Origin of the sequence: Streptomyces sp. NBC_00271 (assembly GCF_036178845.1) — a bacterium.
Lineage (GTDB): Bacteria > Actinomycetota > Actinomycetes > Streptomycetales > Streptomycetaceae > Streptomyces.
In genome coordinates this window covers 2,406,761-2,432,615 of the sequence record NZ_CP108070.1, presented here as the reverse complement: position 1 = coordinate 2,432,615, position 25,855 = coordinate 2,406,761, and the positions used below count along the sequence as shown (strand labels likewise).

General features: G+C 70.2%; 23 protein-coding genes. 14 read left to right on the top strand and 9 right to left on the bottom strand.

The window, feature by feature from the left end:
• Positions 1 to 109: 109 nt before the first annotated feature.
• Complete coding sequence (locus OG798_RS11500) at positions 110 to 868, top strand: alpha/beta fold hydrolase (RefSeq protein WP_095856065.1); 759 nt, start codon at positions 110 to 112, stop codon at positions 866 to 868.
• Positions 869 to 872: 4 nt separating this feature from the next.
• Here the strand turns inward: OG798_RS11500 and OG798_RS11495 are convergent, their stop codons facing one another.
• Positions 873 to 1,472 (bottom strand): class I SAM-dependent methyltransferase, encoded by a 600-nt coding sequence (locus tag OG798_RS11495; protein ID WP_095858249.1) that lies wholly within the window; start codon positions 1,470 to 1,472, stop codon positions 873 to 875.
• A 152-nt stretch (positions 1,473 to 1,624) separates the two neighbouring features.
• On the opposite strand from OG798_RS11495, the gene OG798_RS11490 reads away from it, so the two are divergent.
• From OG798_RS11490 to OG798_RS11470, 5 genes are all read left to right on the top strand, one after another.
• On the top strand, positions 1,625 to 2,398 hold the full coding sequence (locus tag OG798_RS11490; protein WP_267061110.1) for an MHYT domain-containing protein: 774 nt from the start codon (positions 1,625 to 1,627) through the stop codon (positions 2,396 to 2,398).
• Positions 2,399 to 2,460: 62 nt separating this feature from the next.
• Positions 2,461 to 5,043 (top strand): sensor histidine kinase, encoded by a 2,583-nt coding sequence (locus OG798_RS11485; RefSeq protein WP_267061109.1) that lies wholly within the window; start codon positions 2,461 to 2,463, stop codon positions 5,041 to 5,043.
• On the top strand, positions 5,040 to 5,477 hold the full coding sequence (locus tag OG798_RS11480; RefSeq protein ID WP_097226564.1) for a roadblock/LC7 domain-containing protein: 438 nt from the start codon (positions 5,040 to 5,042) through the stop codon (positions 5,475 to 5,477). Before OG798_RS11485 ends, OG798_RS11480 begins: the two co-directional genes overlap by 4 nt.
• A 19-nt stretch (positions 5,478 to 5,496) precedes the next feature.
• Positions 5,497 to 5,892: a DUF742 domain-containing protein gene (locus OG798_RS11475; RefSeq protein WP_095856069.1), complete on the top strand. Its 396-nt coding sequence runs from the start codon at positions 5,497 to 5,499 to the stop codon at positions 5,890 to 5,892.
• Positions 5,893 to 6,048: 156 nt separating this feature from the next.
• Positions 6,049 to 6,654, top strand: a complete 606-nt coding sequence (locus tag OG798_RS11470) for a GTP-binding protein (protein WP_095856070.1) — start codon at positions 6,049 to 6,051, stop codon at positions 6,652 to 6,654.
• A 40-nt stretch (positions 6,655 to 6,694) separates the two neighbouring features.
• Here the strand turns inward: OG798_RS11470 and OG798_RS11465 are convergent, their stop codons facing one another.
• Positions 6,695 to 7,123 (bottom strand): PPOX class F420-dependent oxidoreductase, encoded by a 429-nt coding sequence (locus tag OG798_RS11465; RefSeq protein ID WP_121416880.1) that lies wholly within the window; start codon positions 7,121 to 7,123, stop codon positions 6,695 to 6,697.
• A 93-nt stretch (positions 7,124 to 7,216) separates the two neighbouring features.
• On the opposite strand from OG798_RS11465, the gene OG798_RS11460 reads away from it, so the two are divergent.
• Together OG798_RS11460 and OG798_RS11455 are read left to right on the top strand one after the other, a co-directional pair.
• On the top strand, positions 7,217 to 7,630 hold the full coding sequence (locus OG798_RS11460; protein WP_067372598.1) for a roadblock/LC7 domain-containing protein: 414 nt from the start codon (positions 7,217 to 7,219) through the stop codon (positions 7,628 to 7,630).
• A 128-nt stretch (positions 7,631 to 7,758) separates the two neighbouring features.
• Positions 7,759 to 8,736: a DUF6397 family protein gene (locus OG798_RS11455; protein ID WP_328756910.1), complete on the top strand. Its 978-nt coding sequence runs from the start codon at positions 7,759 to 7,761 to the stop codon at positions 8,734 to 8,736.
• 16 nt (positions 8,737 to 8,752) lie between these two features.
• On the opposite strand, the gene OG798_RS11450 is transcribed toward OG798_RS11455, so the two are convergent.
• The gene (locus tag OG798_RS11450) at positions 8,753 to 9,619 is read right to left on the bottom strand and encodes an acyl-CoA thioesterase (RefSeq protein ID WP_054228907.1); all 867 of its coding nucleotides are present in this window, start codon (positions 9,617 to 9,619) and stop codon (positions 8,753 to 8,755) included.
• Between the two features lie 19 nt (positions 9,620 to 9,638).
• Positions 9,639 to 12,152, bottom strand: a complete 2,514-nt coding sequence (locus OG798_RS11445; RefSeq protein WP_095856075.1) for a DEAD/DEAH box helicase — start codon at positions 12,150 to 12,152, stop codon at positions 9,639 to 9,641.
• 145 nt (positions 12,153 to 12,297) lie between these two features.
• Between OG798_RS11445 and OG798_RS11440 the strand changes: the two genes are divergently transcribed.
• Positions 12,298 to 13,092, top strand: coding sequence for a metal-dependent hydrolase (locus tag OG798_RS11440; protein WP_067372608.1), 795 nt, complete (start codon positions 12,298 to 12,300; stop codon positions 13,090 to 13,092).
• A 98-nt stretch (positions 13,093 to 13,190) separates the two neighbouring features.
• On the opposite strand, the gene OG798_RS11435 is transcribed toward OG798_RS11440, so the two are convergent.
• From OG798_RS11435 to OG798_RS11420, 4 genes are all read right to left on the bottom strand, one after another.
• Positions 13,191 to 13,466, bottom strand: a complete 276-nt coding sequence (locus OG798_RS11435; RefSeq protein WP_095856076.1) for a type B 50S ribosomal protein L31 — start codon at positions 13,464 to 13,466, stop codon at positions 13,191 to 13,193.
• Positions 13,467 to 13,499: 33 nt separating this feature from the next.
• Positions 13,500 to 13,970, bottom strand: a complete 471-nt coding sequence (locus OG798_RS11430) for a DUF5709 domain-containing protein (protein ID WP_095856077.1) — start codon at positions 13,968 to 13,970, stop codon at positions 13,500 to 13,502.
• 267 nt (positions 13,971 to 14,237) lie between these two features.
• The gene (locus OG798_RS11425) at positions 14,238 to 16,019 is read right to left on the bottom strand and encodes an ABC transporter ATP-binding protein (protein ID WP_097226566.1); all 1,782 of its coding nucleotides are present in this window, start codon (positions 16,017 to 16,019) and stop codon (positions 14,238 to 14,240) included.
• Positions 16,016 to 17,869 carry an ABC transporter transmembrane domain-containing protein gene (locus tag OG798_RS11420; protein ID WP_095856079.1) on the bottom strand — a complete coding sequence of 618 codons (1,854 nt, stop codon included), beginning with the start codon at positions 17,867 to 17,869 and terminating at the stop codon, positions 16,016 to 16,018. Before OG798_RS11420 ends, OG798_RS11425 begins: the two co-directional genes overlap by 4 nt.
• Positions 17,870 to 18,206: 337 nt before the next feature.
• Here OG798_RS11420 and OG798_RS11415 point away from each other — a divergent pair, with 337 nt between their 5' ends.
• From OG798_RS11415 to OG798_RS11405, 3 genes are all read left to right on the top strand, one after another.
• The gene (locus tag OG798_RS11415; RefSeq protein ID WP_121416882.1) at positions 18,207 to 18,953 is read left to right on the top strand and encodes a hypothetical protein; all 747 of its coding nucleotides are present in this window, start codon (positions 18,207 to 18,209) and stop codon (positions 18,951 to 18,953) included.
• An 87-nt stretch (positions 18,954 to 19,040) separates the two neighbouring features.
• Positions 19,041 to 20,750: a peptide-N4-asparagine amidase gene (locus OG798_RS11410; protein ID WP_267061105.1), complete on the top strand. Its 1,710-nt coding sequence runs from the start codon at positions 19,041 to 19,043 to the stop codon at positions 20,748 to 20,750.
• A 152-nt stretch (positions 20,751 to 20,902) separates the two neighbouring features.
• Positions 20,903 to 22,369 (top strand): cation:dicarboxylate symporter family transporter, encoded by a 1,467-nt coding sequence (locus OG798_RS11405; RefSeq protein ID WP_328756909.1) that lies wholly within the window; start codon positions 20,903 to 20,905, stop codon positions 22,367 to 22,369.
• A 129-nt stretch (positions 22,370 to 22,498) separates the two neighbouring features.
• On the opposite strand, the gene OG798_RS11400 is transcribed toward OG798_RS11405, so the two are convergent.
• Positions 22,499 to 22,954 carry a MarR family winged helix-turn-helix transcriptional regulator gene (locus tag OG798_RS11400; protein WP_095856082.1) on the bottom strand — a complete coding sequence of 152 codons (456 nt, stop codon included), beginning with the start codon at positions 22,952 to 22,954 and terminating at the stop codon, positions 22,499 to 22,501.
• A gap of 115 nt (positions 22,955 to 23,069) precedes the next feature.
• Between OG798_RS11400 and OG798_RS11395 the strand changes: the two genes are divergently transcribed.
• Positions 23,070 to 24,869 (top strand): ABC transporter ATP-binding protein, encoded by a 1,800-nt coding sequence (locus OG798_RS11395; protein ID WP_097226569.1) that lies wholly within the window; start codon positions 23,070 to 23,072, stop codon positions 24,867 to 24,869.
• Positions 24,870 to 24,912: 43 nt separating this feature from the next.
• Positions 24,913 to 25,815, top strand: coding sequence for an endolytic transglycosylase MltG (mltG, locus tag OG798_RS11390; protein ID WP_095856084.1), 903 nt, complete (start codon positions 24,913 to 24,915; stop codon positions 25,813 to 25,815).
• Positions 25,816 to 25,855: the final 40 nt, after the last annotated feature.

Genomic DNA, 25,855 nt, shown 5'->3' with positions numbered 1-25,855 from the left:
CGCACCAGCGGTGTACATCACTACCTTGGTACATCGCTTCCTCTATACATCGAATCCGAGGTATCCTCCTGGAGCACGAGAAACGATGACGCAGACCTGAGGGAGAGCGATGAGGCAGGCCGAGTTCGACGGCAAGGGAAGCTGCATCCGCTGGACGGAGGCGACGGGCGCTGAACCGGCCCGGGTGTACGTACACGGACTGGGGTCGGCCTCGACGGTCTACAACGCCCACATCGCGGCCCGGCCCGAACTGGCAGGGCGCCGGACCCTGTTCGTCGATCTGCCCGGTCACGGCATCAGTGATCGGCCCGCGGACTTCGGCTACACGCTGGAGGACCACGCGGACGCGCTGGCGGCTGCCCTGGACGAGGCCGGTGTCACGGCGGCGGAGCTGGTCGCGCACAGCATGGGCGGCGCGGTGGCCATCGTGCTCGCCCATCGGCGTCCCGAGCTCGTGTCCAGGCTGGTCCTCGTGGAGGCGAACCTCGACCCGTATCCACCGGTCAAGGCGGGCAGTAGCGGCATCGCCTCGTACACGGAGGAGGAGTACGTCGAAAACGGTGGTCACGCGCGCGTGCTCGACAAAGTCGGCCCCTCCTGGGCGGCGACCATGCGGCTCGCCGACCCGCGTGCGCTGCACCGCACCGCGATCGGCCTTGCGCGCGGCACGGTCCCCACGATGCGCCACCTGCTCGAAGACGTGACGGCGGACCGTGTCTACCTTCAGGGGGCACTGAGCGGTGAACTGGCGAACAGGGAGGGGCTGGAGGCCGCCGGGGTCCGGGTGGTGAGCGTTCCCGGTGCGGGGCACAACGTCATGTTCGACAACCCCGACGCCTTCGTGGCCGAGGTCGCCGGAATGGTCTGAGACCTCAGCCCCGCCGTGTGGCCAGCGCCAGGAAGCGGGCGTCCTCGTCGACGTACGAGGTCATGTCCCAGCCGGAAGCGGCCAGCAGAGGGCGGAGATTGGCCTCCGCCCTCAGGTCGTCCGGTGTGATCCGGCGTCCCTGGCGCGCGGCGAGCGCGGCCCGGCCGATCGGATGGAACAGCGCCAGCGTGCCGCCGGGCCGCACCACCCGCGCCAACTCCCGGAGATTCTCGGCGGGGTTGGGCAGATGCGCGATCAGCCCCGCCCCGAGGACGGCGTCCAGCGACTCCGTGCGCAGCGGCAGCGCAGCCACGTCGGCGAGCAGCAACTGCCCGTCGCGGTGCCGTCCGGCCCGTACCGCGGCCGCCAGCATGGCCGGGGTCAGATCGGCCGCGACGACCACTCCGGAGGGCCCCACGGCCGCGCGCAGCGGCGGCAGCGCCCGCCCGGTACCGCAGCCCGCGTCGAGTACGCGGTCCCCCTCGCGCAGCCCGAGTTCGCCGATCGCCGCCGCATAGGCCGGCCCGTCGTCGGGGAAGCGCGCGTCCCAGTCGGCCGCGCGCGCCGTGAAGAACTCCTGGACGTGTGTGTGGTCGTCGCTCATGTTCCGCATGATCTCTCACCGACACGAAGTGCGACGCTGTGCACACGTTCGAGCGTCACGTGATCGGTCACGTACCTGTCTCTGTCATATTTCAACACCTTTCGAAATGCGCTCCCTTTGTGCGCCCCTGACCGGACTAGCGTCCCTGGGCCATGGGACACCTGGACCACGCCGCCTTCGGCTGGCTGACCCCCGTGCTGTCGTACGTGATGGCCTGTATAGGCGCCGCCCTGGGGCTGCGCTGCACGGTCCGGGCGCTCGGCGCCACCGGGCGCTCGCGCCGCAACTGGCTGCTCACCGCGGCCTCCGCGATCGGCACCGGCATCTGGACGATGCACTTCGTGGCGATGCTCGGCTTCAGTGTCAGCGGTACGGAAATCCGCTACAACGTGCCGCTGACCATCCTCAGTCTGCTCGTCGCGATGGTCGTCGTCGGCGCGGGCGTCTTCGCCGTCGGCTACGGCCGCGACCGGGGCCGTGCGCTCGTCCTGGGCGGGCTCACCACCGGACTCGGCGTCGCGAGCATGCACTACCTGGGCATGGCGGCGCTGCGGCTGCACGGCGCCGTGCGCTACGACCCGGTGCTCGTCGGGCTCTCCGTCGTGATCGCCGTGGTCGCGGCCACCGCGGCCCTGTGGGCGGCACTCAACATCAGGTCGCCCGTCGCGGTCGCCGTCGCCTCCCTCGTCATGGGCGGGGCGGTGAGCAGCATGCACTACACCGGAATGATGGCGGTGAGGGTGCATGTCAGCCCCTCCGGGGAGGCCCTTCCCGGGGCCACGGCGATGCAGTTCATCTTCCCCCTCGCCGTCGGCCTCGGGTCCTATCTCTTCCTGACCTCGGCATTCGTCGCGCTGTCCCCGACGGCCCGCGAGCGCGAGGCATCCGCATCGGCCCAGCGGCCGGTCGAGAGCGTCGCCCGCTAGGGGCGGGCCCGAGCCACGACGGCTCGGACGACACGCCCCGAACCACTCCGAGCGAGGAGGCCATGCGTACACCCCGTAGGACCCCTGCAGCCGGCGCCGAGCCGTCGGCCCCACCCCCGCAGCGCGGCCGCCGCGCCCACGCGGGACCGCCCGCCGACGAGTACACCGACCCCGACGAGGACGCCACAGAGTCGTCGCCGGAGGCATCCGCGCGCGCGGGACGATGGCGCCTACGTCCTCGTACAGTGCGGGCCAAGATCGTCTGCCTGCTCATGGTGCCGGTCGTCTCGCTGCTCGCCCTGTGGGCGTACGCCACGGTGAGTACCGCCCAGGACGTCGCGCGGCTGCGGCAGTTGCAGCGTGTGGACTCCACCGTCCGAGCCCCGGTCGACGACGCCGTCGCCGCGCTCCAGGCCGAACGCGCGGCCGCCGTCCGCCATGCGACCGACCCGACCTCCGAGCCACAGAGCGATCTCAAGACGCTGGCGGAACGCACCGACCGCGCGGTGGCGAAGCTGCGACTGGGCGACCACAACACCGTCGCCGACGGCGCCGACCTGCCCGCCGGAGTGGCCGGACGGCTCGACGCCTTCGTCAACGGGGCCGAGAGCCTGGGGCCCCTGCGCACCGCCGTGCTGGAGCGCCGTACCGGATGGGACGAGGCGTACGGGCAGTACACCAGGACCATTTCGGCGGCCTTCGCGGTCGGGGGCGCCCTCACCGGCATCCAGGACGCCGACCTGGGCTCCGACGCGCGCGTACTCCTCGAATTCTCCCGAGCCGGCGAGGCGTTGGCCCAGGAGGACACCGTGCTGTCCGGTGCCCGGCTCGCCCACACCCTGGACGGTGAGCGACTGCGGCAGTTCACCGGGGCGGTCGCCACCCGCCGCGCCCTGACCGACGCCGCCGTCGCGGATCTGCGTGGACCCGAACAGGCCTCCTGGCGCGACCTCGTGACGGGGAGCGCGTACGCCGACGTACGAGCCGTCGAGGACAAGGTGCTCGCGTCGAGGCCCGGCGGAAACGCCGTCGACGCCGCGCCGGAAGCCGACTGGAACACCGCCCACGCGCGCGTGCAGGACGCCATGCGCGCCATCGAGGCGAAGGCGGGCCGGGGTGTCGCGGACCGGGCCGACCCCTTGACCCGCGGTCTGCTGACACCCGCCGGCGCCGCTGTCGTGTTCGGCCTCGCCGCCGTCGCCGCCTCGCTCGTGATCTCCGTACGCATCGGACGCGGCCTTGTCGTCGAGCTGGTGCTCCTGCGCAACAGCGCCCTCGAGATCGCTCGACGCAAGCTGCCCGAGGCGATGCGCAAGCTGCGCGCGGGGGAGGAGATCGACGTCCGCGCGGAGGCTCCGCCTGGACCTCCCTCGGAGGACGAGACCGGACAGGTCGCGGAGGCCCTGGGCACCGTGCACCGGGCCGCCCTGCGCGCCGCCGTCGAACGCGCGGAACTGGCCAGCGGGATCTCGGGGGTCTTCGTCAATCTCGCCCGGCGCAGCCAGGTCCTCGTGCACCGCCAACTGAGCCTGCTGGACAGCATGGAGCGCAGGTCCGAGGACCCGAACGAACTGAGTGACCTCTTCCGGCTCGACCACCTCACCACCCGGATGCGGCGCCACGCGGAGAGCCTGATCATCCTTTCCGGCGCCGCACCCGGACGGGCCTGGCGCATGCCGGTCTCGCTGACGAACGTGGTCCGCGCGGCCGTGTCCGAAGTCGAGGACTACGCGCGCGTGGAGGTACGACAGCTGCCCGAGGCAGCGGTGGGGGGCGCCGCCGTGGCCGACCTCACCCACCTCCTGGCGGAGATCGTCGAGAACGCCGCCCAGTTCTCCCCGCCGCACACCCGCGTCCGCATCACCGGCGAACCGGTCGGCAACGGCTACGCCGTGGAGGTCGAGGACCGAGGGCTCGGCATGGGCAAGGAGACACTCGACGAGGCGAATCGGCGCATCGAACAGTCCGAGGCGCTCGACCTGTTCGACAGCGATCGGCTCGGTCTCTTCGTGGTCAGCAGGCTCGCGGCCCGGCACGGCATCAAGGTGCACCTGCGCACCTCGCCCTACGGGGGCACCACCGCCGTCGTCCTGTTGCCGACCGCGCTGCTGCACGCAGGCGCGACGGAACGTTCCCCGCGCAAGACAGACAACGAAAGGCCCGACGAACGCGAGTACGCTCGTGTGTCGGCCGCCCCGGAGCACGACTCCGTCCAGGCGCCCATCGAGCGGCCCGCACTCGTGCCCCTCGTGCAGACCGCTGTCGAACCCCCAGCGCACGGCTCGCCGGAAGCCCCCGTGAACGTCTCGTCCGAAACCCCTGTGAACGGCTCGCCGGAAACGACACCACCTGGAGTCACCACTTTGCGGCTGCACCGCCCTCCGGACGACTCCGAGGGGTCCGACGACCTCCCACGGCGCGTACGGCAGGCGAGCCTCGCGCCCCAACTGCGCGCACAGCGAACCGAGGAGCCGACCCAAGTGGCGGCCCATCAGCACGACGACACGCGCACCCCCGAACTCGTACGGGACCGGATGGCGGCCTACCGCGACGGCTGGGCGCGCGGCGGCGGCAGAACATCCGGTCGCGGCGCCACCTCAGACCCCGATGCGGGCAGCGACAGCAGTGAAGGAGACCCCGCGTGATCCAGGACCCGAGCATGAGGGCAGCCCAGCGATCCGGCGAACTCGACTGGCTGCTGGACGACTTGGTGCTGCGCGTCACCGAAGTGCGGCATGCGGTGGTGCTGTCGAACGACGGACTGGCGGTGGGTTCCTCCACCGGCCTCAGGCGCGAGGACGCGGAACACCTGGCCGCTGTCGCCTCGGGCTTTCACAGTCTGGCCAAGGGCGCGGGTCGCCACTTCGGCGCCGGGGGCGTACGCCAGACGATGGTGGAGATGGACGACGGCTTCCTGTTCGTCGCGGCAGCGGGCGACGGCTCGTGCCTCGCCGTCCTCACCGCGGTCACGGCCGACATCGGTCTGGTGGCCTATGAGATGGCGCGGCTGGTCAAGCGCGTCGGCGAGCACCTCTACACGCCGCCGCGGGTCGCCGCGCAGCCGCCCGCCGTCGGATGACCGAGGGCGGGCCGAGCAGATGACCGAGGACCTCGCGGGCAGCCAGTGGTACGACAGCGATGCGGGACCGCTCGTCCGTCCCTACGCGATGACGGGCGGCCGCACCAAGCCGGGCCCCACCGGAGTGCGCTTCGATCTGATCGCCCTGGTCACCCTCGACAAGGGTGCACCCGGAGTCGACGAGGACTCCCTGCTCGGGCCGGAACACCGAGCCCTCATCGACCTGTGCCGCACGGAGACGCAGTCCGTGGCCGAACTCGCCGCGGGCGCGGATCTGCCGGTGGGCGTGGTCAGAGTGCTGCTCGGCGACCTGCTGGAACTGGGCTGCGTCACCATCAGCCGCCCGGTGCCGCCCGCACAACTGCCCGACGAGCGGATCCTCCGCGAGGTGATCGAGGGACTGAGGGCGCTCTAGATGAACGACGCGACTCCACACATCCAGGTGAACCACGCGACTCCGCACACCCAGATGAACGACGCGATTCCACACACGCTCACACATGCACCGACGCATACCCGGCACCGTGCGACCGACGCCGACCGCTGCCGCCACTCCCGAGAGAAGTGATCGATGGTCTCCGAGAACTCCGACGCCTCGGCCGACGAAACGACCGCCCTGGCGTTGAAGATACTGGTCGCCGGCGGGTTCGGCGTGGGCAAGACCACCCTGGTGGGCGCGGTCAGCGAGATCAGGCCGCTGCGCACCGAGGAACTGCTCAGCGAGGCGGGTCAGTCGGTGGACGACACCGACGGCGTGGACCGCAAGGTCACGACGACCGTCGCCATGGACTTCGGACGCATCACCATCCGGTCCGGCCTCTCCCTCTACCTCTTCGGCACGCCGGGCCAGGACCGGTTCTGGTTCCTGTGGGACGAGCTGTCGCAGGGCGCGCTGGGGGCCGTCGTCCTCGCGGACACCCGCAGGCTCGAGGACTGCTTCCCCGCGGTGGACTACTTCGAGCACCGGCACATCCCGTTCGTGGTGGCCGTCAACTGCTTCACGGGCGCCCGCGCCTACGGCGCCCAGGACGTGTCCCGCGCCCTCGACCTCGACCGCGGCACGCCCGTGGTGCTCTGCGACGCCAGGGACCGCGACTCCGGGAAGGAGGTACTCATCCGGCTCGTGGAGTACGCCGGGCGGGTGCACACCGCCCGGCTGCTCGACTCCGTCGGCTGAGGCCACGGAAACATCGGACCGAGGCCTCCGAAGGAGAGACCTAGTCCGACACCGAGGCCCAAGCCACGACCTTCTCGATACGCACGCGGACGAGGAGTTCACCCGGGACGCCGTTGCGCTTCCCGAACTCCTCGGCCCGATCCTCGCCCATGTAGCGTGCGCCGATCCGAGCTGCCCAGTGACGCAGCTCGTCCAGATCCTCCGACAACTCGGCACGACCCTCCAGAACCACGAACTCGAACGGCGGCTGGTCGTCGTCCACGCAGAGGGCGACTCGCCCGTCGCGGGCCAGATTCCGACCCTTCACAGTGTCCTTCGCGGTGTTGAAGAGCACGTGGTCGCCGTCCAGCAGAAACCAGATCGGCGCCACGTGCGGACTTCCGTCGGCGCGGACGGTCGACAGCTTTCCGGTGCGGGTGCCCTGCGAGACGAAGGCCCGCCATTGCTCATCGGTCATCTTCTGTGCCATGCGCCCATCCTCCTTGCCCGGAGGGCGGCCGTGGGGAAGGCTGGCTGGTCGGATCCTCCAGCCAGGGGGAAAAGAATCACGGGGAGATGGAGCATGGCGCAGAACACGGGGCTCGGCTGGCTGCTCGACGATCTGACCGAGCGCGTCGAACACGTACGGCACGCGTTGGTGTTGTCCAACGACGGGCTGGTGACCGGCGCGAGCACGGGACTTCGACGTGAGGACGCCGAGCACCTCGCGGCGGTCTCGTCGGGCCTGCACAGCCTGGCGAAGGGCTCAGGTCGGTACTTCGGCACCGGTCAGGTGCGCCAGACGATGATCGAGTTCGACGACGCGGTACTTTTCGTCACCGCGGCGGGCTCGGGCAGCTGTCTGTGTGTCCTCAGCGCCGCGGAAGCCGACATCGGCCAGGTCGCCTACGAGATGACACTGCTCGTCAACCGTGTCGGCGAACACCTCGGCGTGGACGTACGCCAACCGGAGCGTTCGTCTTCCGTAGATCTCTGACCTGCGGATACGTCATCGCGGTCAGAGTTATCCACAGGCTCGCCGCGAGATCCGCCGAACCGGCTACGGTTTTTCTCGAAGCAAGCGCCCGACGGCGCGAGCACCTCACTCCACGGGGGAGAACCGTCATGTCCGGCAACACCATCACGCAGTCCACCGCCCCGCAGTCCACCGCCTCACAGTCCACCGCATCGAGGTCCGCCACATCGTCGCTCGCCCGCGCCGCGCGAGAACTGGAGCTCAAGCGCGGCGAGTTCGACCTCGCCCTGCATCTCGGATGCGTCCGCACCGCTCCCGACGAGGGGGGAGGCGGACGCCGCGTCAATCGTGCGGAGATCGAGCGGGTGCGCTCCGAGGACGGCTTCCCCGAGGCATTGCGGGAACGCGTGAAGGCCGTCGGCACCACGGAGGGTGCGGCGCTCATGGGCGTGACGGCCGCCAGGTTCACGCGCTTCGCGCGCCTGGGTTTGGTGGTGCCCGTGAAGTTTTACCTGAACCGGTACAGGGCTGTGGTCTGGCTGTACCTGGCAGAAGAACTGCGCCAGTTCGGGGCGGACGAGCAGAACGCCCCGCTGCTGAAGGGCCGTACCCCCGAGGGACTCCGCGACCAGCTGGAAGCCGGCCTGGACCTCCGCCCCCGCAACTGGCGGGGCCGGCACATGGGATTCCTGCTGCGGCAGACCGAGGACCCCTGGGCGCGAGCCGCGATCGTGGCCTCCCTGCTCGAACCCGTTCAGGTGGCCGAGATCGTCAGGGACCCCTACGAGCGCGCGTATCTGAACCGCTTCCGGCCCGAGCGGGCCGCCCACGGCGCCGCGCCGGACACGCCCGCCGCGCACCTCGTCACGCGCATCATGACGGCCGAGGATCCCGACGAGATCAGCTGGCTCCGTGCGGACCTTGGCCAAGCACTCGTCGAGGCTCGAGAGCTCCGCCCCGCGCCCCGCCCGACGCCGAAGGCATCGCCGACGCCGGTCTCCTCCTTGAGCGCGGCGGCTCCGGCGGCCTCGCGACCGCGGGAAGCCGCCCTCGACGACCCGGCACCGAGCGTGGAGCCCGAGCGGCCACGCAGGCTCCTCGGGTGGCTGCGCCGCAGAAGCCCCTGACCCTCTTCCTGCATCCCTACAGCGCCCGGAAAAGCCCCTCCTGGACGACCGAGACGAGCAGGCGTCCCTCCAGGTCGTAGATGCGCCCGCGGGCCAGCCCGCGACCGCCCGTCGCGATCGGCGACTCCTGGTCGTACAGGAACCACTCGTCCGCGCGGAAGGGCCGGTGGAACCACATCGCGTGGTCGAGCGAGGCCATGTCGAAGCCGCGCTGACCCCACAGCGGCTCCACCGGGATGCGGACGGCGTCCAGGAGGGTCATGTCGCTCGCGTAGGTGAGGGCGCAGGTGTGCACGAGCGGGTCGTCGCCCAGTGGCCCGACGGCACGCATCCACACCGCGCTGCGCGGCTCCGCGTCCTTTATCTCCTCCGGGGTCCAGCGCAGTCCGTCCACGTACCGGATGTCGAACGGCTGGCGGCGTGCCATGCGCTCCAGCGACTCGGGAAGCGCGCCCAGATGCTCGGTGATCTCCTGCGAGACCGTCGGCAGCGACTCCGGGTGCGGTATCTCGCGGGCCGGCGGCAACTGGTGCTCGAAGCTCCCATCCTCAGGCTTGTGAAAGGAGGCGGTCAGATTGAAGATCGTGCGCCCCTGCTGCACGGCGGTGACGCGACGGGTGGTGAACGACCGCCCGTCCCTGACCCGTTCGACCTGGTACACGATCGGCACGCCCGGCCGGCCCGGGCGCAGGAAGTACGCGTGCAGTGAGTGCACCGGCCGGTCGGCCTCGGCGGTGCGCCCGGCCGCCACCAGGGCTTGGCCCGCCACCTGGCCGCCGAAGACCCGCTGCAGTGATTCGTCCGGGCTGCGGCCACGGAAGATGTTGACCTCGATCTGCTCCAGGTCGAGCAGGTCGACGAGCCTCTCGGCTGGGTTCGTCATGTGTGGGATTCTCCTGTGCTCACAACTGGCCGACGTCGGTGACCTTGACGATGGCACGGCCCTCCGCGTCGGAGGCCACCAGGTCGACCTCCGCGCTGATGCCCCAGTCGTGATCGCCGTTCGGGTCGGCGAAGGTCTGACGGACGCGCCACAGACCGTTCTGCGGCTCCTCCACGATCGACAGCAGCTTGGGGCCACGGGCGTCGGGGCCCGTGCCGAGGTCCTCGTACTCGTCCCAGTACTTGTCCATCGCCTCGCCCCAGGCATCGGCGTCCCAGCCGGACTCGCCGTCCATCTCGCCGAGCTCGTCGACGTTGTCGAGTGCGGCGAGTTCGACACGGCGGAACATCGCGTTGCGGACGAGGACACGGAAGGCGCGGGCGTTCGACGTGACCGGCTTGACCTGGTCGGCCCTCTCCTGGGCCTCCTCGGCCGTCATCTCCTCGGGGTTGGCGAGCTGCTCCCACTCGTCGAGGAGACTCGAGTCGACCTGGCGGACCAGCTCGCCCAGCCAGGCGATCAGGTCCTCCAGGTCCTCGGACTTGAGGTCGTCCGGGACGGTGTGTTCAAGCGCCTTGTAGGCACTCGCGAGGTAGCGCAGGACAATGCCCTCAGTACGGGCGAGCTCGTAGTGGGAGACGAACTCCGTGAAGGACATGGCGCGTTCGTACATGTCACGGATGACGGACTTCGGCGACAACGGGTGGTCGCCGACCCACGGGTGGCTCTTGCGGTAGGTGTTGTAGGCGTGGAAGAGCAGCTCCTCCAGCGGCTTGGGGTACGACACGTCCTGGAGCCGCTCCATGCGCTCCTCGTACTCGACGCCGTCCGCCTTCATCGCCGCCACGGCCTCGCCGCGCGCCTTGTTCTGCTGGGCCGCGAGGATCTGCCGCGGGTCGTCCAGGGTGGACTCCACGACGGACACCATGTCCAGGGCGTAGGAGGGCGACTCGGGGTCCAGCAGCTCGAAGGCGGCGAGCGCGAAGGTCGACAGCGGCTGGTTGAGCGCGAAGTCCTGTTGCAGATCCACGGTGAGGCGCACGATGCGACCCGTGGCGTCCGGCTCGTCGAGCTTCTCGACGATGCCGCCGTCGAGGAGCGAGCGGTAGATCGCGATCGCCCGCCGGATGTGCCGCAGCTGCTGCTTGCGCGGCTCGTGGTTGTCCTCCAGCAGATGCCGCATCGCCTCGAAGGCGTTCCCGGGCCGGGCGATCACTGCCAGGAGCATGGTGTGGGTGACCCGGAAGCGGGAGGTGAGCGGCTCGGGATCGGAGGCGATGAGCTTCTCGAACGTGTTGTCCGTCCAGCCGACGAAGCCCTCGGGAGCCTTCTTGCGGACCACCTTGCGACGCTTCTTCGGGTCGTCGCCCGCCTTGGCGAGCGCCTTCTCGTTCTCGATGACGTGCTCGGGCGCCTGCGCCACGACGAATCCCGCCGTGTCGAATCCGGCGCGCCCGGCGCGGCCGGCGATCTGGTGGAACTCACGGGCACGGAGCGTGCGCACCCGGTTGCCGTCGTACTTCGTCAGCGCCGTGAACAGCACGGTGCGGATCGGGACGTTGACGCCGACACCGAGGGTGTCCGTGCCACAGATGACCTTCAGCAGACCGGCCTGGGCCAGCTTCTCCACCAGTCGCCGGTACTTGGGCAGCATGCCCGCGTGGTGCACGCCGATGCCGTGGCGTACGTACCGGGAGAGGTTGCGGCCGAACTTGGTGGTGAAGCGGAAGTTGCCGATCAGCTCGGCGATCTGGTCCTTCTCCTCGCGCGTGCACATGTTGATGCTCATCAGTGCCTGCGCCCGCTCCACGGCCTGCGCCTGAGTGAAGTGGACGATGTAGACCGGAGCCTGCTTGGTCGCGAGCAGCTCGGTGAGCGTCTCCGTCAGCGGGGTCAGCACGTATTCGTAGGAGAGCGGCACGGGCCGGGTTGCCGAGCGGACCACCGACGTGGGCCTTCCGGTGCGCCGGGTGAGGTCCTTCTCGAACATCGCGACGTCGCCGAGCGTCGCCGACATCAGGATGAACTGCGCCTGCGGCAGTTCCAGGATCGGGATCTGCCACGCCCAGCCGCGGTCGGCTTCCGCGTAGAAGTGGAACTCGTCCATGACGACCTGGCCGACGTCGGCGTGCTTGCCGTCCCGCAGCGCGATGGACGCCAGCACCTCGGCGGTGCAGCAGATGACGGGGGCGTCGGAGTTCACGGAGGCGTCGCCGGTCAGCATGCCGACGTTCTCGGTGCCGAAGATCTTGCACAGCTCGAAGAACTTCTCCGAGACCAGTGCCTTGATCGGCGCCGTGTAGAAGGTGACCTCGTCGCGGGCGAGCGCGGCGAAGTGGGCGCCCGCGGCGATCATGCTCTTGCCCGAGCCGGTGGGCGTCGAGACGATCACGTTCGCACCCGAGACCACCTCGATCAGCGCCTCCTCCTGATGCGGGTAGAGCGTGAGACCGCGTTCCCCGGCCCACGACTCGAAGGCTTCGTAGAGGGCGTCGGGATCTGGGGTCTGCGGCAGCTGATCGATGAGGGTCACGCCCCCATCTTGCCTGTCGACCCGCTCGATGGGGGAATCGGATGCTCGTCCGAAGATCACGACCGTTACGCTGTGGCGCCGACGAAGCGTCAGCGTATGCGGGCAACTGGACAGCGGCTGAAGAAGAATGGGGCGGGGAACGGCCATGATGGGACCAGCACACTCACTCTCGGGAGCCGCGGCCTGGCTCGGCGTCGGAGCGGCAGCGGCCGCCACCGGTCACACGATGCCCTGGCCGGTTCTTCTCGTCGGCGCCCTGATCTGCGCGGGTGCCGCGCTCGCCCCCGACCTGGACCACAAGGCGGCGACGATCTCGCGGGCCTTCGGGCCCGTCTCACGGACCTTGTGCGAGATCGTCGACAAGCTCTCGTACGCCGTCTACAAGTCGACCCGCAAGCCGGGCGACCCACGGCGCAACGGTGGCCATCGCACGCTGACGCACACCTGGCTGTGGGCGGTGATGATCGGCGCGGGCACCGCGGTCCTCGCGATCACAGGTGGCCGCTGGGCGGTCCTGGCCATCCTCTTCGTGCACATGGTGCTCGCGATCGAGGGACTGCTGTGGCGGGCCGCCCGCGGCTCCAGCAGCGACGTCCTGGTCTGGCTGCTGGCCGCGACCAGCGCCTGGATCCTCGCCGGAGTCCTGGACAAGCCGGGCAACGGTTCGGACTGGCTGTTCACCGCGCCGGGCCAGGAGTACCTGTGGCTCGGCCTGCCGATCGTCCTGGGCGCTCTGGTGCACGACATCGGCGACGCGCTCACGGTGTCCGGCTGCCCGGTCCTGTGGCCCATCCCGATCGGCCGCAAGCGCTGGTACCCGATCGGCCCGCCCAAGGCGATGCGCTTCCGCGCCGGCAGTTGGGTCGAGCTCAAGGTGCTCATGCCGGTCTTCATGCTGCTCGGAGGAGTGGGCTGCGCGGCGGCGCTCAACGTCATCTGAGCCAGCGCGTCAGCCCCGCACGCCCGAGGAGGAGCGTCAGCCCCGCAGGCCCGAGGAGGAGCGTCAGCTCCTTGCGCCCGAGCGCGGAGGGCAACCCCTCAAGCCGACCCGTCCTTGTCCGCTCCCTGCCCCGCACCCCCGTACCGCCTCTCGAACTGTGCGATCCGGCCCTCCGAGTCCACGGTCCGGGCCTTGCCCGTGTAGAAGGGGTGGCTCTCCGAGGAGATCTCGACGTCGACGACCGGGTAGGTCTCGCCGTCGTCCCACTCGATGGTCTGGTCGCTCGTCGCGGTGGACCGGGTGAGGAACGCGTACCCGGCGGCGCGGTCGCGGAAGACGACGGAGTGGTAGTCGGGGTGCTTGTCCTGCTGCATGGGTGCTCCTTGGGGGAGAGGGGCGGGGGCCGGTCAGCCGGACGCGGTGTCCTCGTCGACGATGTGCATCGCGGCCTCCTCGGCCGAGGCCGCGGCCCCGTCGATGCCGACGTCGGTGGCGATCAGCCCGCTCTCGTCGTCCTCGTGCGCTCCCTCATTGGGGGCGACGAGACGACCGGAGCGGCTCGCGCCCACTTCGTTGTCCCAGGCTTCGCCGTCGGTGCCCTGGCAGTCTCCGATGCCGTCCCCGTCCGGCTCCGCGACGTCGGGCATCTCCTCCGCGAGGCGCTGGTCCAGGGTCTCGCCCTGGCGGCGCTCCGCGGCGGTCACCCCGGAGTGCTCCACCGCCCACGGCCGCTCCGGCGGGGACCAACCCCGGTCGAGCGGGTCACCGACACCGTCGGAGAGCAGGGTGTCCTCGGAGTCGAGCAGCCCCGCGTCGTCCTGTACCTCGGATCCGTCGGGCTGGTAGACGTCGTCTCCCCATCCGTCGACGCTGTTCACGGGTACCTCCAGGTGATGCGGGCGAGCCCGATCCCACCGCGCTCGACGGCGGGCGCGCGGGCCACTCGACACAGGCTTCGCCCTTCGCGAACCGGGTGGTTCCCGGGCGTTCCCCGAGCCGGTGCCGATATCCAGCCTTCCACTCCGGTTCGGCACTGCGCAACGCCACACGGTCCGAGGCGGTACGGGCCCGCCCGCGGAGGCAGGTCCCGGGCGCCGGTGCGACCGCTGCCGCACACGAGCGCGGACCGCACCGGCAGGGCACCCTCACCCGTGCCAGGACCTCCACAGCGCCGCGTAGGCGCCGTCCGCCGCGACCAGCTCGTCGTGACTGCCCAGCTCACTGATCCGGCCGTTCTCCACGACGGCGATGACGTCCGCGTCGTGGGCGGTGTGCAGCCGGTGGGCGATGGCGACGACGGTGCGTCCGTCGAGGACGCGGGCCAGCGAGCGTTCCAGGTGACGGGCCGCGCGCGGGTCGAGCAGCGAGGTCGCTTCGTCCAGGACCAGGGTGTGCGGATCGGCGAGGACCAGCCGGGCCAGGGCGATCTGCTGAGCCTGGGCCGGGGTGAGCGCGAGCCCGCCCGAGCCGACCTCGGTGTCCAGACCGTCGTCCAGCGCCCGCGCCCAGCCCTCCGCGTCGACCGCCCCGAGCGCTGCCCACAGCTCGGCGTCGACCGCTCCCGTCCTGGCGAGCAGCAGGTTGTCGCGCAGGGAGCCTACGAAGACGTGGTGCTCCTGGTTGACCAGGGCCACGTGGGAGCGGACCGCCTCGGCGGGCATCCGGGACAGTTCGGCACCGCCGAGCGTGACGCGGCCGTCCCGGGGCGCGTAGATCCCGGCGAGCAGTCGGCCAAGGGTGGACTTGCCCGCGCCGGACGGTCCGACCAGCGCGAGTCGGGTGCCCGGGGCGACCTCCAGGGAGACCTCGCGCAGCACGTCCACCCCGGCCCGGTAGCCGAAGCGCACCTCGTCCGCGCGCACGTCCCGTCCGTCCGGGACCATCTCCGGGTCGCCCGCGTCGGGCTCGATGTCCCGGACACCGACCAGCCGGCCCAGCGACACCTGGGCGACCTGCAGCTCGTCGTACCAGCGCAGGATCAGACCCACCGGATCGACGAGCATCTGCGCGATGAGCGCCCCCGTCGTCAGCTGCCCCACACCGATCCAGCCCTGAAGGACGAAGACCCCGCCGATCATCAGGACCGAGCAGAGGATCATCACGTGCGTGACCCCGATGACCGGGAAGAGCACCGTGCGCAGCCAGAGCGTGTAGCGCTCCCAGGCCGTCCACTCCTTGATCCGGCGCTCCGACAGCTCGATGCGACGCTCGCCCAGGCGGTGCGCCTCGACGGTGTGGCCCGCGTCCACGGTCTCGGCGAGGGCGGCGGCGACCGCGGCGTAGCCGGCGGCCTCGGAGCGGTAGGCGGACGGTGCGCGCTTGAAGTACCAGCGGCAGCCGATCAGCAGGATGGGCACGGCGACCAGTACGGCGGGGGCCAGCGGTGGGGCGGTCACGGCGAGCCCGCCGAGCAGCAGGGCCACCCACACCACGCCGATGGCGAGCTGCGGTACGGCTTCGCGCATCGCGTTGGCGAGCCGGTCGATGTCCGTGGTGATGCGGGACAGCAGGTCGCCCGTGCCGGCCCGCTCGAGGATGCCGGGTGGCAGCCCGACCGACCGTACGAGGAAGTCCTCGCGCAGATCGGCCAGCATCCGCTCGCCGAGCACGGCCCCGCGCAGCCGCACCTCGCGTACGAACACGGCCTGCACGACGAGTGCGACGGCGAACAGCGCGGCGGTGCGCTCCAGATGGAGCTCCCGCGCGTGGTCCGAGACCCGCTCGACGATCGAGCCCAACAGGTAGGGGCCGGCCATCGAGGCCACCACGGCCACCGTGTTGGCGGCGATGAGCAGCAGGAAGGCCCGACGGTGCCGCCGGAAGAGTTCGATCACGTAGGCGCGTACGGTCGCGGGGGCACCGACGGGCAGGGTGTGCGCCGTCGTCGGGGCCGCCGGGTCGTAGGCCGGTGGGGCCAGGCCGATCATGCGGTCTCCTCGATTTCTTCCAGTTCCTTCAGTACGCCGCCCAGGCCGGCCTCGTCTTCTTCCCGCACGTGGCTCCGCGCGGGCCCGTCCTCTTCCCGCACACCGCTTCGCGCGGCCTCGTCATCGGTCTCCCGGGTCACCACGGCCCGGTACCGCGGCTCACCGCGTACCAGCTCGCGGTGGACGCCGACCGCCACGACCTCGCCCTCGTGCACCAGAACGACCCGGTCCGCGTGGTCCAGGAGCAGCGGCGAGGAGGTGAGGACGACCGTCGTGCGTCCGGCGCGCAAGGCGCGCACACCGTCGGCGATCCGGGCCTCGGTGTGCGAGTCGACCGCGGAGGTCGGCTCGTCGAGGACCAGCACTTCGGGGTCCGTGATCAGCGACCGGGCCAGGGCCAGGCGCTGGCGCTGGCCGCCGGAGAGGGAGCGTCCGCGTTCGGTGATGCGGGCCTCCATCGGGTCCCCGGCGTCCAACGAACCCTGGGTGAGCGCGTCCAGGACGTCGCCGCACTGCGCGGCGGTCAGTGCGGCCTCGGCGCTGACAAGACCCGAGGAAGGCACGTCGAGCAGCTCGCGCAGCGAGCCGGACAGCAGCACCGGGTCCTTGTCCTGGACGAGGACGGCCGTACGGGCGGAGTCGAGCGGCAAGTCGTCGAGAGGTACGCCTCCGAGGAGCACCGAGGTTCCCCCCTCCGTGGGGTGGCCACCCAGCCGCGCGGCGAGCACACCCGCCGCGTCCGGGTCGCCGCACACCACGGCGGTGAGCCGCCCGGCGGGCGCGAGCAGCCCGGTCGCGGGGTCGTACAGATCACCGGCCGGCACCTCGGCCGAGCGCGATCCGCCGCTGTCCATGGCCCGTTCCAGGGACAGCACCCGGGCGGCGCGCTTGGCGGACGGGCGGGAGAAGGAGTAGGCCATCGCGATCTCCTCGAAGTGTCGCAATGGGTACGTGAGCAGCATGACCGCGCTGTACACGGTGACGAGTTCACCGACCGTGATCCGGCCGTCGCGGGCGAGGTGAACGCCGCGCCAGATGATGGCGATCATCAGCAGGCCGGGCAACAGCACCTGGATGGCCGAGATCAGCGACCACATCCGGGCGCTGCGCACGGCCGCGCGGCGGACCTCCTGGGAGGCGCGGCGGTAGCGGTCGAGGAACAGTTCCTCGCCGCCGATGCCGCGCAGCACGCGCAGGCCCGCGACGGTGTCCGAGGCCAGCTCGGTGGCGCGGCCGGCCTTCTCGCGCTGGAAGTCCGCGCGCCGGGTGGCACGGGGCAGCAACGGCAGTACGGCGAGCGCCAGGACGGGCACACCCACCACGACGAGTACGCCGAGCGCGGGCTGGTAGACGACCAGGCCGACACAGACCAGCACGACGGTCAGGGCGGCCGCCGCGAACCGCGACAGGGCCTCCACGAACCAGCCGATCTTCTCGACGTCGCCGGTCGAGACCGCGACGACCTCGCCGGCCGCGACACGTCGGGTCAGGGCGGAGCCCAACTGGGCGGTCTTGTGGGCCAGCAACTGCTGGACGCGCGCGGCGGCGGTGATCCAGTTGGTGACCGCGGCGCGGTGCAGCATGGTGTCGCCCAGCGCGATGCAGGCGCCGCACAGCGCCAGCAGCCCACCGGTCAGGGCGAGTCGGGTGCCGGAGCGGTCGACGACTGCCTGGACGGCGAGGCCGACGCAGAACGGCAGCCCGGAGACGGCCACGAAGTGCAGCAGTCCCCAGGCAAGGGCCTTGAACTGCCCGCCGAGCTGATTCCGGCCGAGCCACCACAGGAATCGGGGACCCGAGCGTGCGTCCGGCACACCCGGGTCGGGATAGGGAAGGTCTTGAATCTGCATGACGTCCCAGTGGCTCGTGTAAGGGGTGGGGTCAGGGGGTGGGGCCGGGGCGATGCCGTGGAGTTCCGGCGACCGACCGACCGTGGGGGGTCGGCAGCAAACCGTGAAAGGTTCGCGTCACGGTGCGACCGGAGGCAAACGGTTTTTCATCCCAGGACATGGATTCAGGACAGAGAATCGGGACACGCGTTCGGGAGACAGGAGTTGGCGCAGGGGTTCCGAGACAAGGCTGGGACCGCTTGCGACCCATCGAAAGCGTGCCCGGAAAGGCAACACCTGACCGGGAAGCCGGGGGGTAGGGGTTATTCGTCCGATACGTGATGCAACGATGGGTCGCATGCGAAAAGACGGTGCGAGGCGTACGGGGTTCACCGCTGTGGCGTGCGGTGTCCTCGCTGTGTTCCTGTCGGCCTGTGGCGGTTCGGAAGGGGGGAACGCTGCGGTGAAGGGCCACGGCGGAGCCGGTGCCAAGGGCGAACATGCCCCCGCTCGCACCGTCGATCTGACCCGGATACCGGAGGTCGGCAACCGTCTGCAGGCCCGGATCCCGTCCAACGCCCACCAGGTGGTGGCGGTCTACGGTGAGGGCAGGGACTCCGCCGACTCCACGGTCGTGCTGTACGCGAAGTCCGGTTCCACCTGGGAGGTGCGGCGTTCCTGGCGCGCGCACAACGGGACGAAGGGCTGGACCACCGACCATCACGAGGGCGACAAGCGCAGCCCCGTCGGGGTGTTCTCGCTCACCGACGCGGGCGGAGTGCTCGACGACCCGGGCGCCCTGCTCCCGTACGACCACTCGGCGGCCTATCAGGCTCCCCGCGACTGGGCCAGGTCGCACTGGCACGACTTCGACTACGTCGTCGCCATCAACTACAACCGCCGCGTGGGCACCCCGCCGGACAACCCGGACCGGCCCCTGGGTCAGTCGAAGGGCGGCAGCATCTGGCTGCACATGGACCATGGCAGCGGTACGTCCGCGTGTGTCAGCGTGCCCAAGCCGGCCATGGAATATCTCCTGCGGACGCTCGACCCGCATCAGCACCCCGTCATCGTGATGGGGGACAAGGCCGATCTGAAGGTGTAGCGGCCGTGGCCGACCGGGCTGCCCCGCGTGGCGCGGTCACCGAGTGCCCATTGCGAGGCGGGTCGACTGCCCCGTAGAACACCGCACATGAGAAGACGGATCGTCATGTCCATGCTCGCCGGAGTGGTCCTCTCGGCGAGTAGCTTCCTGGGAGCGGGCCCGGCCTCGGCCGTACCGCCGGCGGACGCCGCCCGGCCCGCCGCGACCCCTGCCCGGTCGGCGGATCACGTCGCCGCCACGCCCCGCGACGCACCCTCCGAGACGCCCGCCGGGCCTGCCGCTGATACGCCCGCCGAGTTCGGCACCGACTGGCACGACCCCCTGACCGCGGCCCCGCCGGTGGCGAAACCGGCCACCAAGTCCTGTGCGGTGACGGTCGCCGAGGCGCAGTTCCGTGACTTCACGCCGTATCGGGGCACGTACACACCGCCGAGCGGCTGCGGCGACCGCTGGAGCAAGGTCGTCCTGCGACTCGACGGCAAGGTCAAGGGGCGTCAGTTCGACCGGCTCGGCTATCTGCACATCGGCGGCGTGGAGATCTTCCGTACCTCCACCCCGGAGCCTTCGCCCGACGGCATCGAGTGGTCCGTCGAGAAGGACGTGACCAGGTACAGCGACACGTTCCGGCGCGGCGGCGACGTCGAGATGCTCATCGGGAACGTCGTCGACGACACATACACCGGAGTCCTCGACGTGAAGGTGACCCTGACCTTCTACGCGCAGGGCGGCGCCGTGAAGTCCGCCGGGACCCCCGACCGTGTCCTCACCCTGCGGGACGGCACCCTCACCACCCCGCGCAACAGTGAGCGCATCGTTGCCGAGGTGTACGCGACCGGCTCCGGCGGCGGCTGCGAGGAGTACTGGTACCTGACGGTGCCCGATCCCGCCCCGTACTCCTGCAAGGCGGACAAGGGCCCCTATCGCGAGGTGCAGATCAAGGTGGACGGCCAACTCGCGGGCATCGCCGAGCCGTTCCCGACCGTGTGGACCGGCGGCTGGTCCAACCCCTTCCTCTGGTACGTGATCCCGGGCCCGCGCGCCTTCGACATCAAGCCGATCGAATACGACCTCACGCCTTACGCCGGTCTCCTCAACGACGGTCGTCCGCACCGGATCGACGTCTCCGTCGTGGGCGTCCCCGCGGGCCAGACGGGCTGGAGCACCCCGGTCGACGTCCTCGTCTGGCAGGACGCGAAGCGCGCGCACGTGAGCGGCGCGCTCACCGAGGTGAGGGCGGGCGACTTCACCAACTCCGCGACGTACACACCCGGTTCGGAAGAGCGGCTCGACACCGTGGGCGGACACCGCCTGACGACCGCCGGATACGTCGACACCTCGCACGGCCGGGTGTGGACCACCGTGCGCCGCACGCTCGCCAACACCTCCGCGCACCACTGGACCGACGGCGAGAACACGGACGCGCTCAAGGCCACCTGGACCGACGACGAGACGGTCACCGTCGACGGGCGCGGACCGGTCGGCGTGAGGCGCACCCACCGCACGTACACCATGGACGGCACCACGACGCTCGCCGCGGACGACCGGTTGCGGACCGTCCTGACGCTCGGCGACCGGGCCGCGGTCGACGAGACGCGCGGCGGACGGCGCACCACGTGGTCCCGGCTCGACGACACGTACACGGGAGACGCGACGTATACCGCGAACGTGCCCCGCGACCAACGGCATGCGGTCGGTACGACGAGCGAGCGCTACCGGCTGTACGGCTCGGACGGCTGCTACGACCGCGTTCTGGTCACCGCGCAGGGAGTGCTGACGCGGGACCGCAGCGACTGCTGAGCCTGTTGGCGCCCCAGGTGAGGAACGGCACGTCTGTTCCAGGATTTACCTGGACGTGACACAGAGGTATCCGGCGGCACGGGCAACTCCTCAATAGTGATCGCTACGGAAGGAAGTTTCCGCATACCAGAAGTCCCCTCGGAGGAGTGCCCGTGCCGCCGTCTGTACCGTCCCCGCGACGCGTCGCACGCATACTGCGTACCTCACTGTTCGCGCAGGTCGCCTGCGCGCTCGTACTCGGAATCGTCGTCGGAAGGTTGTGGCCGGACACGGCCACGACCTTCCAGCCGCTCGGCGACGGTTTCGTACGCCTCATCAAGGCGGTCATCTCACCGCTCGTGTTCTGTGTGGTGGTCGTCGGCATCACCAAGGCCGGTGACCTGAAGGCCTTCGGCCGGATCGGGCTCAAGGCCCTGATCTGGTTCGAGATCGCGTCCACCGCCGCACTGCTCTTCGGTCTGATCGCGGCGAACGTGGTCGGCCCAGGCTCGGGCATGCACGCCGACCCCTCGAAGCTCGACGCCTCGGCCGTCGACGGCAAGACCGGCGGCGGCTCGCTCCCGTCGACCGGCGAGTTCATCCTGAACGCGCTGCCGCAGAGCGCGGTCGGGGCCTTCGCCGAGAACTCCCTGCTCCAAGTCCTCGTCCTCGCCTGCCTGGTGGGCGCGGCACTGCTCCACCTCGGCAACTCCAAGGTGCCCAAGGTGCTGCCCGCCATCGAGCAGGTCCAGGACGTCGTCTTCGCGATCGTCGGCTTCATCATGAAGCTGGCCCCGCTCGCGGTGTTCGGCGCGATGGTCCACCTGGTGGGGGAGTACGGGCTCGGCGTCATCAAGACGTACGGCAAGCTGATCTTCCTGTGCTACACGGTCGCGCTGCTGTTCCTCGCGCTGCTCGCCGTCGCCCTGAAGGCGGTCACGGGACTCAGCCTCTGGAAGTTCGTCCGTTACACCCGCGAGGAGATGCTGCTCGCGCTCGGTACCGCCTCCAGCGAGACCGTCATGCCGCGCATGATGCAGAAGCTGCGCCAGGCGGGCTGCCGCGACGACGCCGTGGGCCTGGTCCTGCCCACCGGCTACTCCTTCAACCTCGACGGCGCCTCGATCTACCTGTCGATCGGTACGTTGTTCATCGCGCAGGCGGTGGGTGTGGATCTGAGCCTGGGTCAGCAGATCACGGTCGTCCTGGTTCTCATGCTGACCAGCAAGGGCATGGCGGGTGTGCCGGGTTCCGCCTTCCTCGCTCTGTCGGCGACGGCCTCCTCGCTCGGTGTCATCCCCGCCGGAGCCGTCGCCCTCCTCCTCGGCGTGGACCGCATCATGGACTCGATGCGCGTCGCGACCAACCTCCTCGGCAACTGCGTCGCCGTCTTCGCGGTCTCCCGCTGGGAGGGTGCGCTCGACACGGAGCGGGCGAAGAAGATGCTCGACGGCGAGATCGCGTTCGTGGAGGAGGACGACGAGCCGCCGACGCGGCAGTCGCCCACGGAAGAACCGGGGCCCGAGTCGACCAAGGCGCAAGTCCTCGCCCGTTCGACCGAGGCGGAAGCCCCCGCCCACTCGGTCAAGCCGGAAGTCCCCGCCCGGTCGGCCAAGGAACCTGCCTCCGAGGTCGGCTGACTGCCCCGGGACGAGTCCCCGCCCCGGCGCCCCCGGAACGGCCGCGCGCTCCCACTCCAGCCGTACGGAGTGGGAGCGCGCGGCCCCTCGCGTTGTCCGCCGCGTGACGAGACCGCCCGCGGCAACCCCTTAGCAGCGGTGCTCAAGCCTCGGCATGCCGTCCACCAGCGTGTCCAGCAACCCGCCCAGCACCTCGCGCTGCTCGTCCGACAACGGCGCCAGGATCTCCTCCGCGGCCGACCGGCGCGCGCCGCGCAGCTCGCGCAGTGCCTCGCGCCCCTCGTCCGTGACCTCGATCCGGATCACCCTCCGATTGGTGGGATCGGGGACCCGGCGCACCTTCCCGCTCGCCTCCAGGCCGTCGACCAGCGTGGTCACGGCCCGGGGCACCACCTCCAGGCGCTCGGCGAGATCCGCCATGCGCGGCGGTGAGCTGTAGTGCGCGAGCGTGCGCAGCAGCCGGGACTGGGCCGGGGTGATGCCCAGCTCGCGCTGCTCCAGGTGCCGCTTCTGGATGCGGTGCACACGTCGGGTCAGCCGCAGCAACTGCTCGGCGAGCAGGCCGTCGGCATCGGGGGTGGTCATACGGGAACAATATCAGGATGCGGTTCATTGTGAGTATAGGTAACAATGAGCTAAGCTCCGCCAGTCATCGTTTTCCTGCCCTGTGTCATCGTCGTCTCACCTCCCGTAGGAGCCCATGCGTCCCGACCAATCCACCTGGACCCCGTCACCCGCCGAGGGCGAACAGCCACGGCAGGTGCGCCGCATCCTGAAGCTGTTCCGGCCCTACCGCGGCCGCCTCGCGATCGTCGGCCTGCTGGTCGGCGCCTCGTCCCTCGTCACCGTCGCGACCCCCTTCCTGCTGAAGGAGACCCTGGACGTCGCGATCCCCCAGGGTCGCACCGGTCTGCTCAGCCTGCTCGCGCTCGGCATGATCCTCAGCGCGGTCGTCACCAGCATCTTCGGTGTCCTGCAGACCCTGATCTCCACGACCGTCGGCCAGCGCGTCATGCACGACCTGCGCACCGCCGTCTACGGCCGGCTGCAGCGCATGTCGCTCGCCTTCTTCACCCGGACCCGCACCGGCGAGGTCCAGTCCCGCATCGCCAACGACATCGGCGGCATGCAGGCGACCGTGACCTCCACCGCCACCTCGCTGGTCTCCAACCTCACCAGTGTGGTCGCCACGATCGTCGCGATGGTCGCCCTGGACTGGCGGCTCACCGTCGTCTCGCTGCTCCTGCTGCCGGTCTTCGTGTGGATCAGCCGACGCGTCGGCAACGAACGCAAGAAGATAGCGACCCAGCGCCAGAAGCAGATGGCCGCGATGGCCGCCACCGTCACCGAGTCGCTCTCCGTCAGCGGCATCCTGCTCGGCCGCACCATGGGCCGCGGCGATTCGCTCACCAAGGCGTTCGAGGCCGAGTCCGACAGCCTGGTCGACCTCGAGGTGAAGTCGAACATGGCGGGCCGCTGGCGCATGTCCGTCATCGGCATCGTCATGGCCGCCATGCCGGCCGTCATCTACTGGGCCGCGGGCATGGCCCTCCAGTTCGGCGGCCCGTCCGTGTCGATCGGCACGCTCGTCGCCTTCGTCTCGCTCCAGCAGGGTCTGTTCCGGCCGACGGTCGGCCTGCTGTCCACCGGCGTCCAGATCCAGACCTCGCTCGCGCTCTTCCAGCGCATCTTCGAGTACCTCGACCTGCCCATCGACATCACCGAGCCGGAGCACCCGGTCCACCTCGACCAGGTCAAGGGCGAGATCCGCTTCGAGGACGTCGAGTTCCGCTACGACGACAAGAGTGGCCCGATCCTCGAGGGCATCGACATCACCGTCCCCGCGGGCGGCAGTCTCGCCGTGGTCGGCCCGACCGGCTCCGGCAAGTCCACGCTCAGCTATCTCGTGCCACGGCTGTACGACGTCACGGGCGGCCGCGTCACACTGGACGGCGTCGACGTGCGGGACCTCGACTTCGACACGCTCGCCCGCGGGATCGGCGTCGTCTCCCAGGAGACGTACCTCTTCCACGCCTCGGTCGCGGACAACCTGCGCTTCGCCAGGCCCGACGCGACCGACGAGGAACTGCAGGCGGCGGCCAAGGCGGCCCAGATCCACGACCACATCGCGTCACTGCCCGACGGGTACGACACGGTCGTGGGTGAACGCGGCCATCGGTTCTCCGGCGGCGAGAAGCAGCGCCTCGCCATCGCCCGCACGATCCTGCGGGACCCGCCGGTCCTCATCCTCGACGAGGCGACCAGCGCCCTGGACACCCGCACGGAGTACGCCGTGCAGGAGGCCATCGACGCCCTGTCGGCCAACCGGACCACGCTCACCATCGCGCACCGGCTCTCCACCATCCGTGGCGCCGACCAGATCGTCGTCCTGGACTCCGGCCGTGCGGTCGAACGCGGCACGCACGAGGAGTTGTTGGAGCGGGAGGGCCGCTATGCGGCGCTGGTCCACCGGGACGCTGAACTGGAGCCGACAAGATGACGATATGCCGGGTTTGTAGGCTTTAGCGGGTTACCGTGCCCGCATGCAGATGAACACTCCGCCACGGAGCACGATTCGACTGACGCGCCGGGGCCGGGTCGCCCTCATCGCGACCGGAGCCGTCGTGGCGGCCACCGCCGTGACGGTGCCGCTGCTCACCCTGACCACGGAGGACGAGGAGACGCGGCCCACGTCCCTCGTCATCCCGGAGGGCTGGCGCACCGGCCAGGTCTACGAGGCTGTCGACAATGCCCTCGCGTTGCCCCTGGGATCCACCAAGAAATCCCTGGCCAAGGCCAACCTCAAGTTGCCCGCCTACGCGGAGGGCAACCCCGAGGGCTACCTCTACCCGGCGACGTACCCCCTCGACAAGACGGCGACCCCCGAGTCCCTGCTGGCGCTCATGGTCAACACCGCGAACAAGAAGTTCAGCGGCAGCCCCGTCACCGCGGGCGCCCAGCGCAACGCGATGAACCTCTATCAGGCGATCACCATCGCGAGCATCATCCAGGCCGAGGTCTCCACCAAGGCCGACATGGGCAAGGTGGCCCGGGTCATCTTCAACCGCCTGGAGCAGGGCATGCCGCTGCAGATGGACGCGACCCTCAACTACGCGCTGAACCGCTTCTCGCCGACCACGACCACGAACGACACGAAGCTCGAGAGCCCCTACAACTCGTACCAGCGCTTGGGGCTGCCGCCCACACCGATCTCCAACCCCGGCCAAGCCGCGATGCGTGCCGCGATCAACCCCACCCCGGGCAACTGGCTGTACTTCGTCACGGTCAAGCCGGGCGACACCCGGTTCACGGCCAGCTACGAGGAGCAGCAGAGGAACGTCGCCGAATTCAACCGGCTCCGGAGGAGTGCGTCACCCTCGACCTCACCCTCGCACTCGATTTCGACCCCGGTTCCGGGCTCGCCGTCCGCCTCGGCCCTGAGCTGAAGCCCGTTGCCCGTTGCGACACCGCCCACGAGGTCCCCTT

Bases quoted from the DNA above. Each gene is read 5' to 3' on its own strand.
- OG798_RS11465 (WP_121416880.1), bottom strand. From the start codon at position 7,123: ATGGCACAGAAGATGACCGATGAGCAATGGCGGGCCTTCGTCTCGCAG.
- OG798_RS11470 (WP_095856070.1), top strand. From the start codon at position 6,049: ATGGTCTCCGAGAACTCCGACGCCTCGGCCGACGAAACGACCGCCCTG.
- OG798_RS11495 (WP_095858249.1), bottom strand. From the start codon at position 1,472: ATGAGCGACGACCACACACACGTCCAGGAGTTCTTCACGGCGCGCGCG.
- OG798_RS11395 (WP_097226569.1), top strand. From the start codon at position 23,070: ATGCGTCCCGACCAATCCACCTGGACCCCGTCACCCGCCGAGGGCGAA.
- OG798_RS11400 (WP_095856082.1), bottom strand. From the start codon at position 22,954: ATGACCACCCCCGATGCCGACGGCCTGCTCGCCGAGCAGTTGCTGCGG.
- OG798_RS11415 (WP_121416882.1), top strand. From the start codon at position 18,207: ATGCGAAAAGACGGTGCGAGGCGTACGGGGTTCACCGCTGTGGCGTGC.
- OG798_RS11450 (WP_054228907.1), bottom strand. From the start codon at position 9,619: ATGACGAACCCAGCCGAGAGGCTCGTCGACCTGCTCGACCTGGAGCAG.
- OG798_RS11485 (WP_267061109.1), top strand. From the start codon at position 2,461: ATGCGTACACCCCGTAGGACCCCTGCAGCCGGCGCCGAGCCGTCGGCC.
- OG798_RS11455 (WP_328756910.1), top strand. From the start codon at position 7,759: ATGTCCGGCAACACCATCACGCAGTCCACCGCCCCGCAGTCCACCGCC.
- OG798_RS11500 (WP_095856065.1), top strand. From the start codon at position 110: ATGAGGCAGGCCGAGTTCGACGGCAAGGGAAGCTGCATCCGCTGGACG.
- OG798_RS11425 (WP_097226566.1), bottom strand. From the start codon at position 16,019: ATGATCGGCCTGGCCCCACCGGCCTACGACCCGGCGGCCCCGACGACG.
- OG798_RS11440 (WP_067372608.1), top strand. From the start codon at position 12,298: ATGATGGGACCAGCACACTCACTCTCGGGAGCCGCGGCCTGGCTCGGC.
- OG798_RS11475 (WP_095856069.1), top strand. From the start codon at position 5,497: ATGACCGAGGACCTCGCGGGCAGCCAGTGGTACGACAGCGATGCGGGA.
- OG798_RS11460 (WP_067372598.1), top strand. From the start codon at position 7,217: ATGGCGCAGAACACGGGGCTCGGCTGGCTGCTCGACGATCTGACCGAG.
- mltG (WP_095856084.1), top strand. From the start codon at position 24,913: ATGCAGATGAACACTCCGCCACGGAGCACGATTCGACTGACGCGCCGG.
- OG798_RS11420 (WP_095856079.1), bottom strand. From the start codon at position 17,869: ATGCAGATTCAAGACCTTCCCTATCCCGACCCGGGTGTGCCGGACGCA.
- OG798_RS11435 (WP_095856076.1), bottom strand. From the start codon at position 13,466: ATGCAGCAGGACAAGCACCCCGACTACCACTCCGTCGTCTTCCGCGAC.
- OG798_RS11410 (WP_267061105.1), top strand. From the start codon at position 19,041: ATGAGAAGACGGATCGTCATGTCCATGCTCGCCGGAGTGGTCCTCTCG.
- OG798_RS11490 (WP_267061110.1), top strand. From the start codon at position 1,625: ATGGGACACCTGGACCACGCCGCCTTCGGCTGGCTGACCCCCGTGCTG.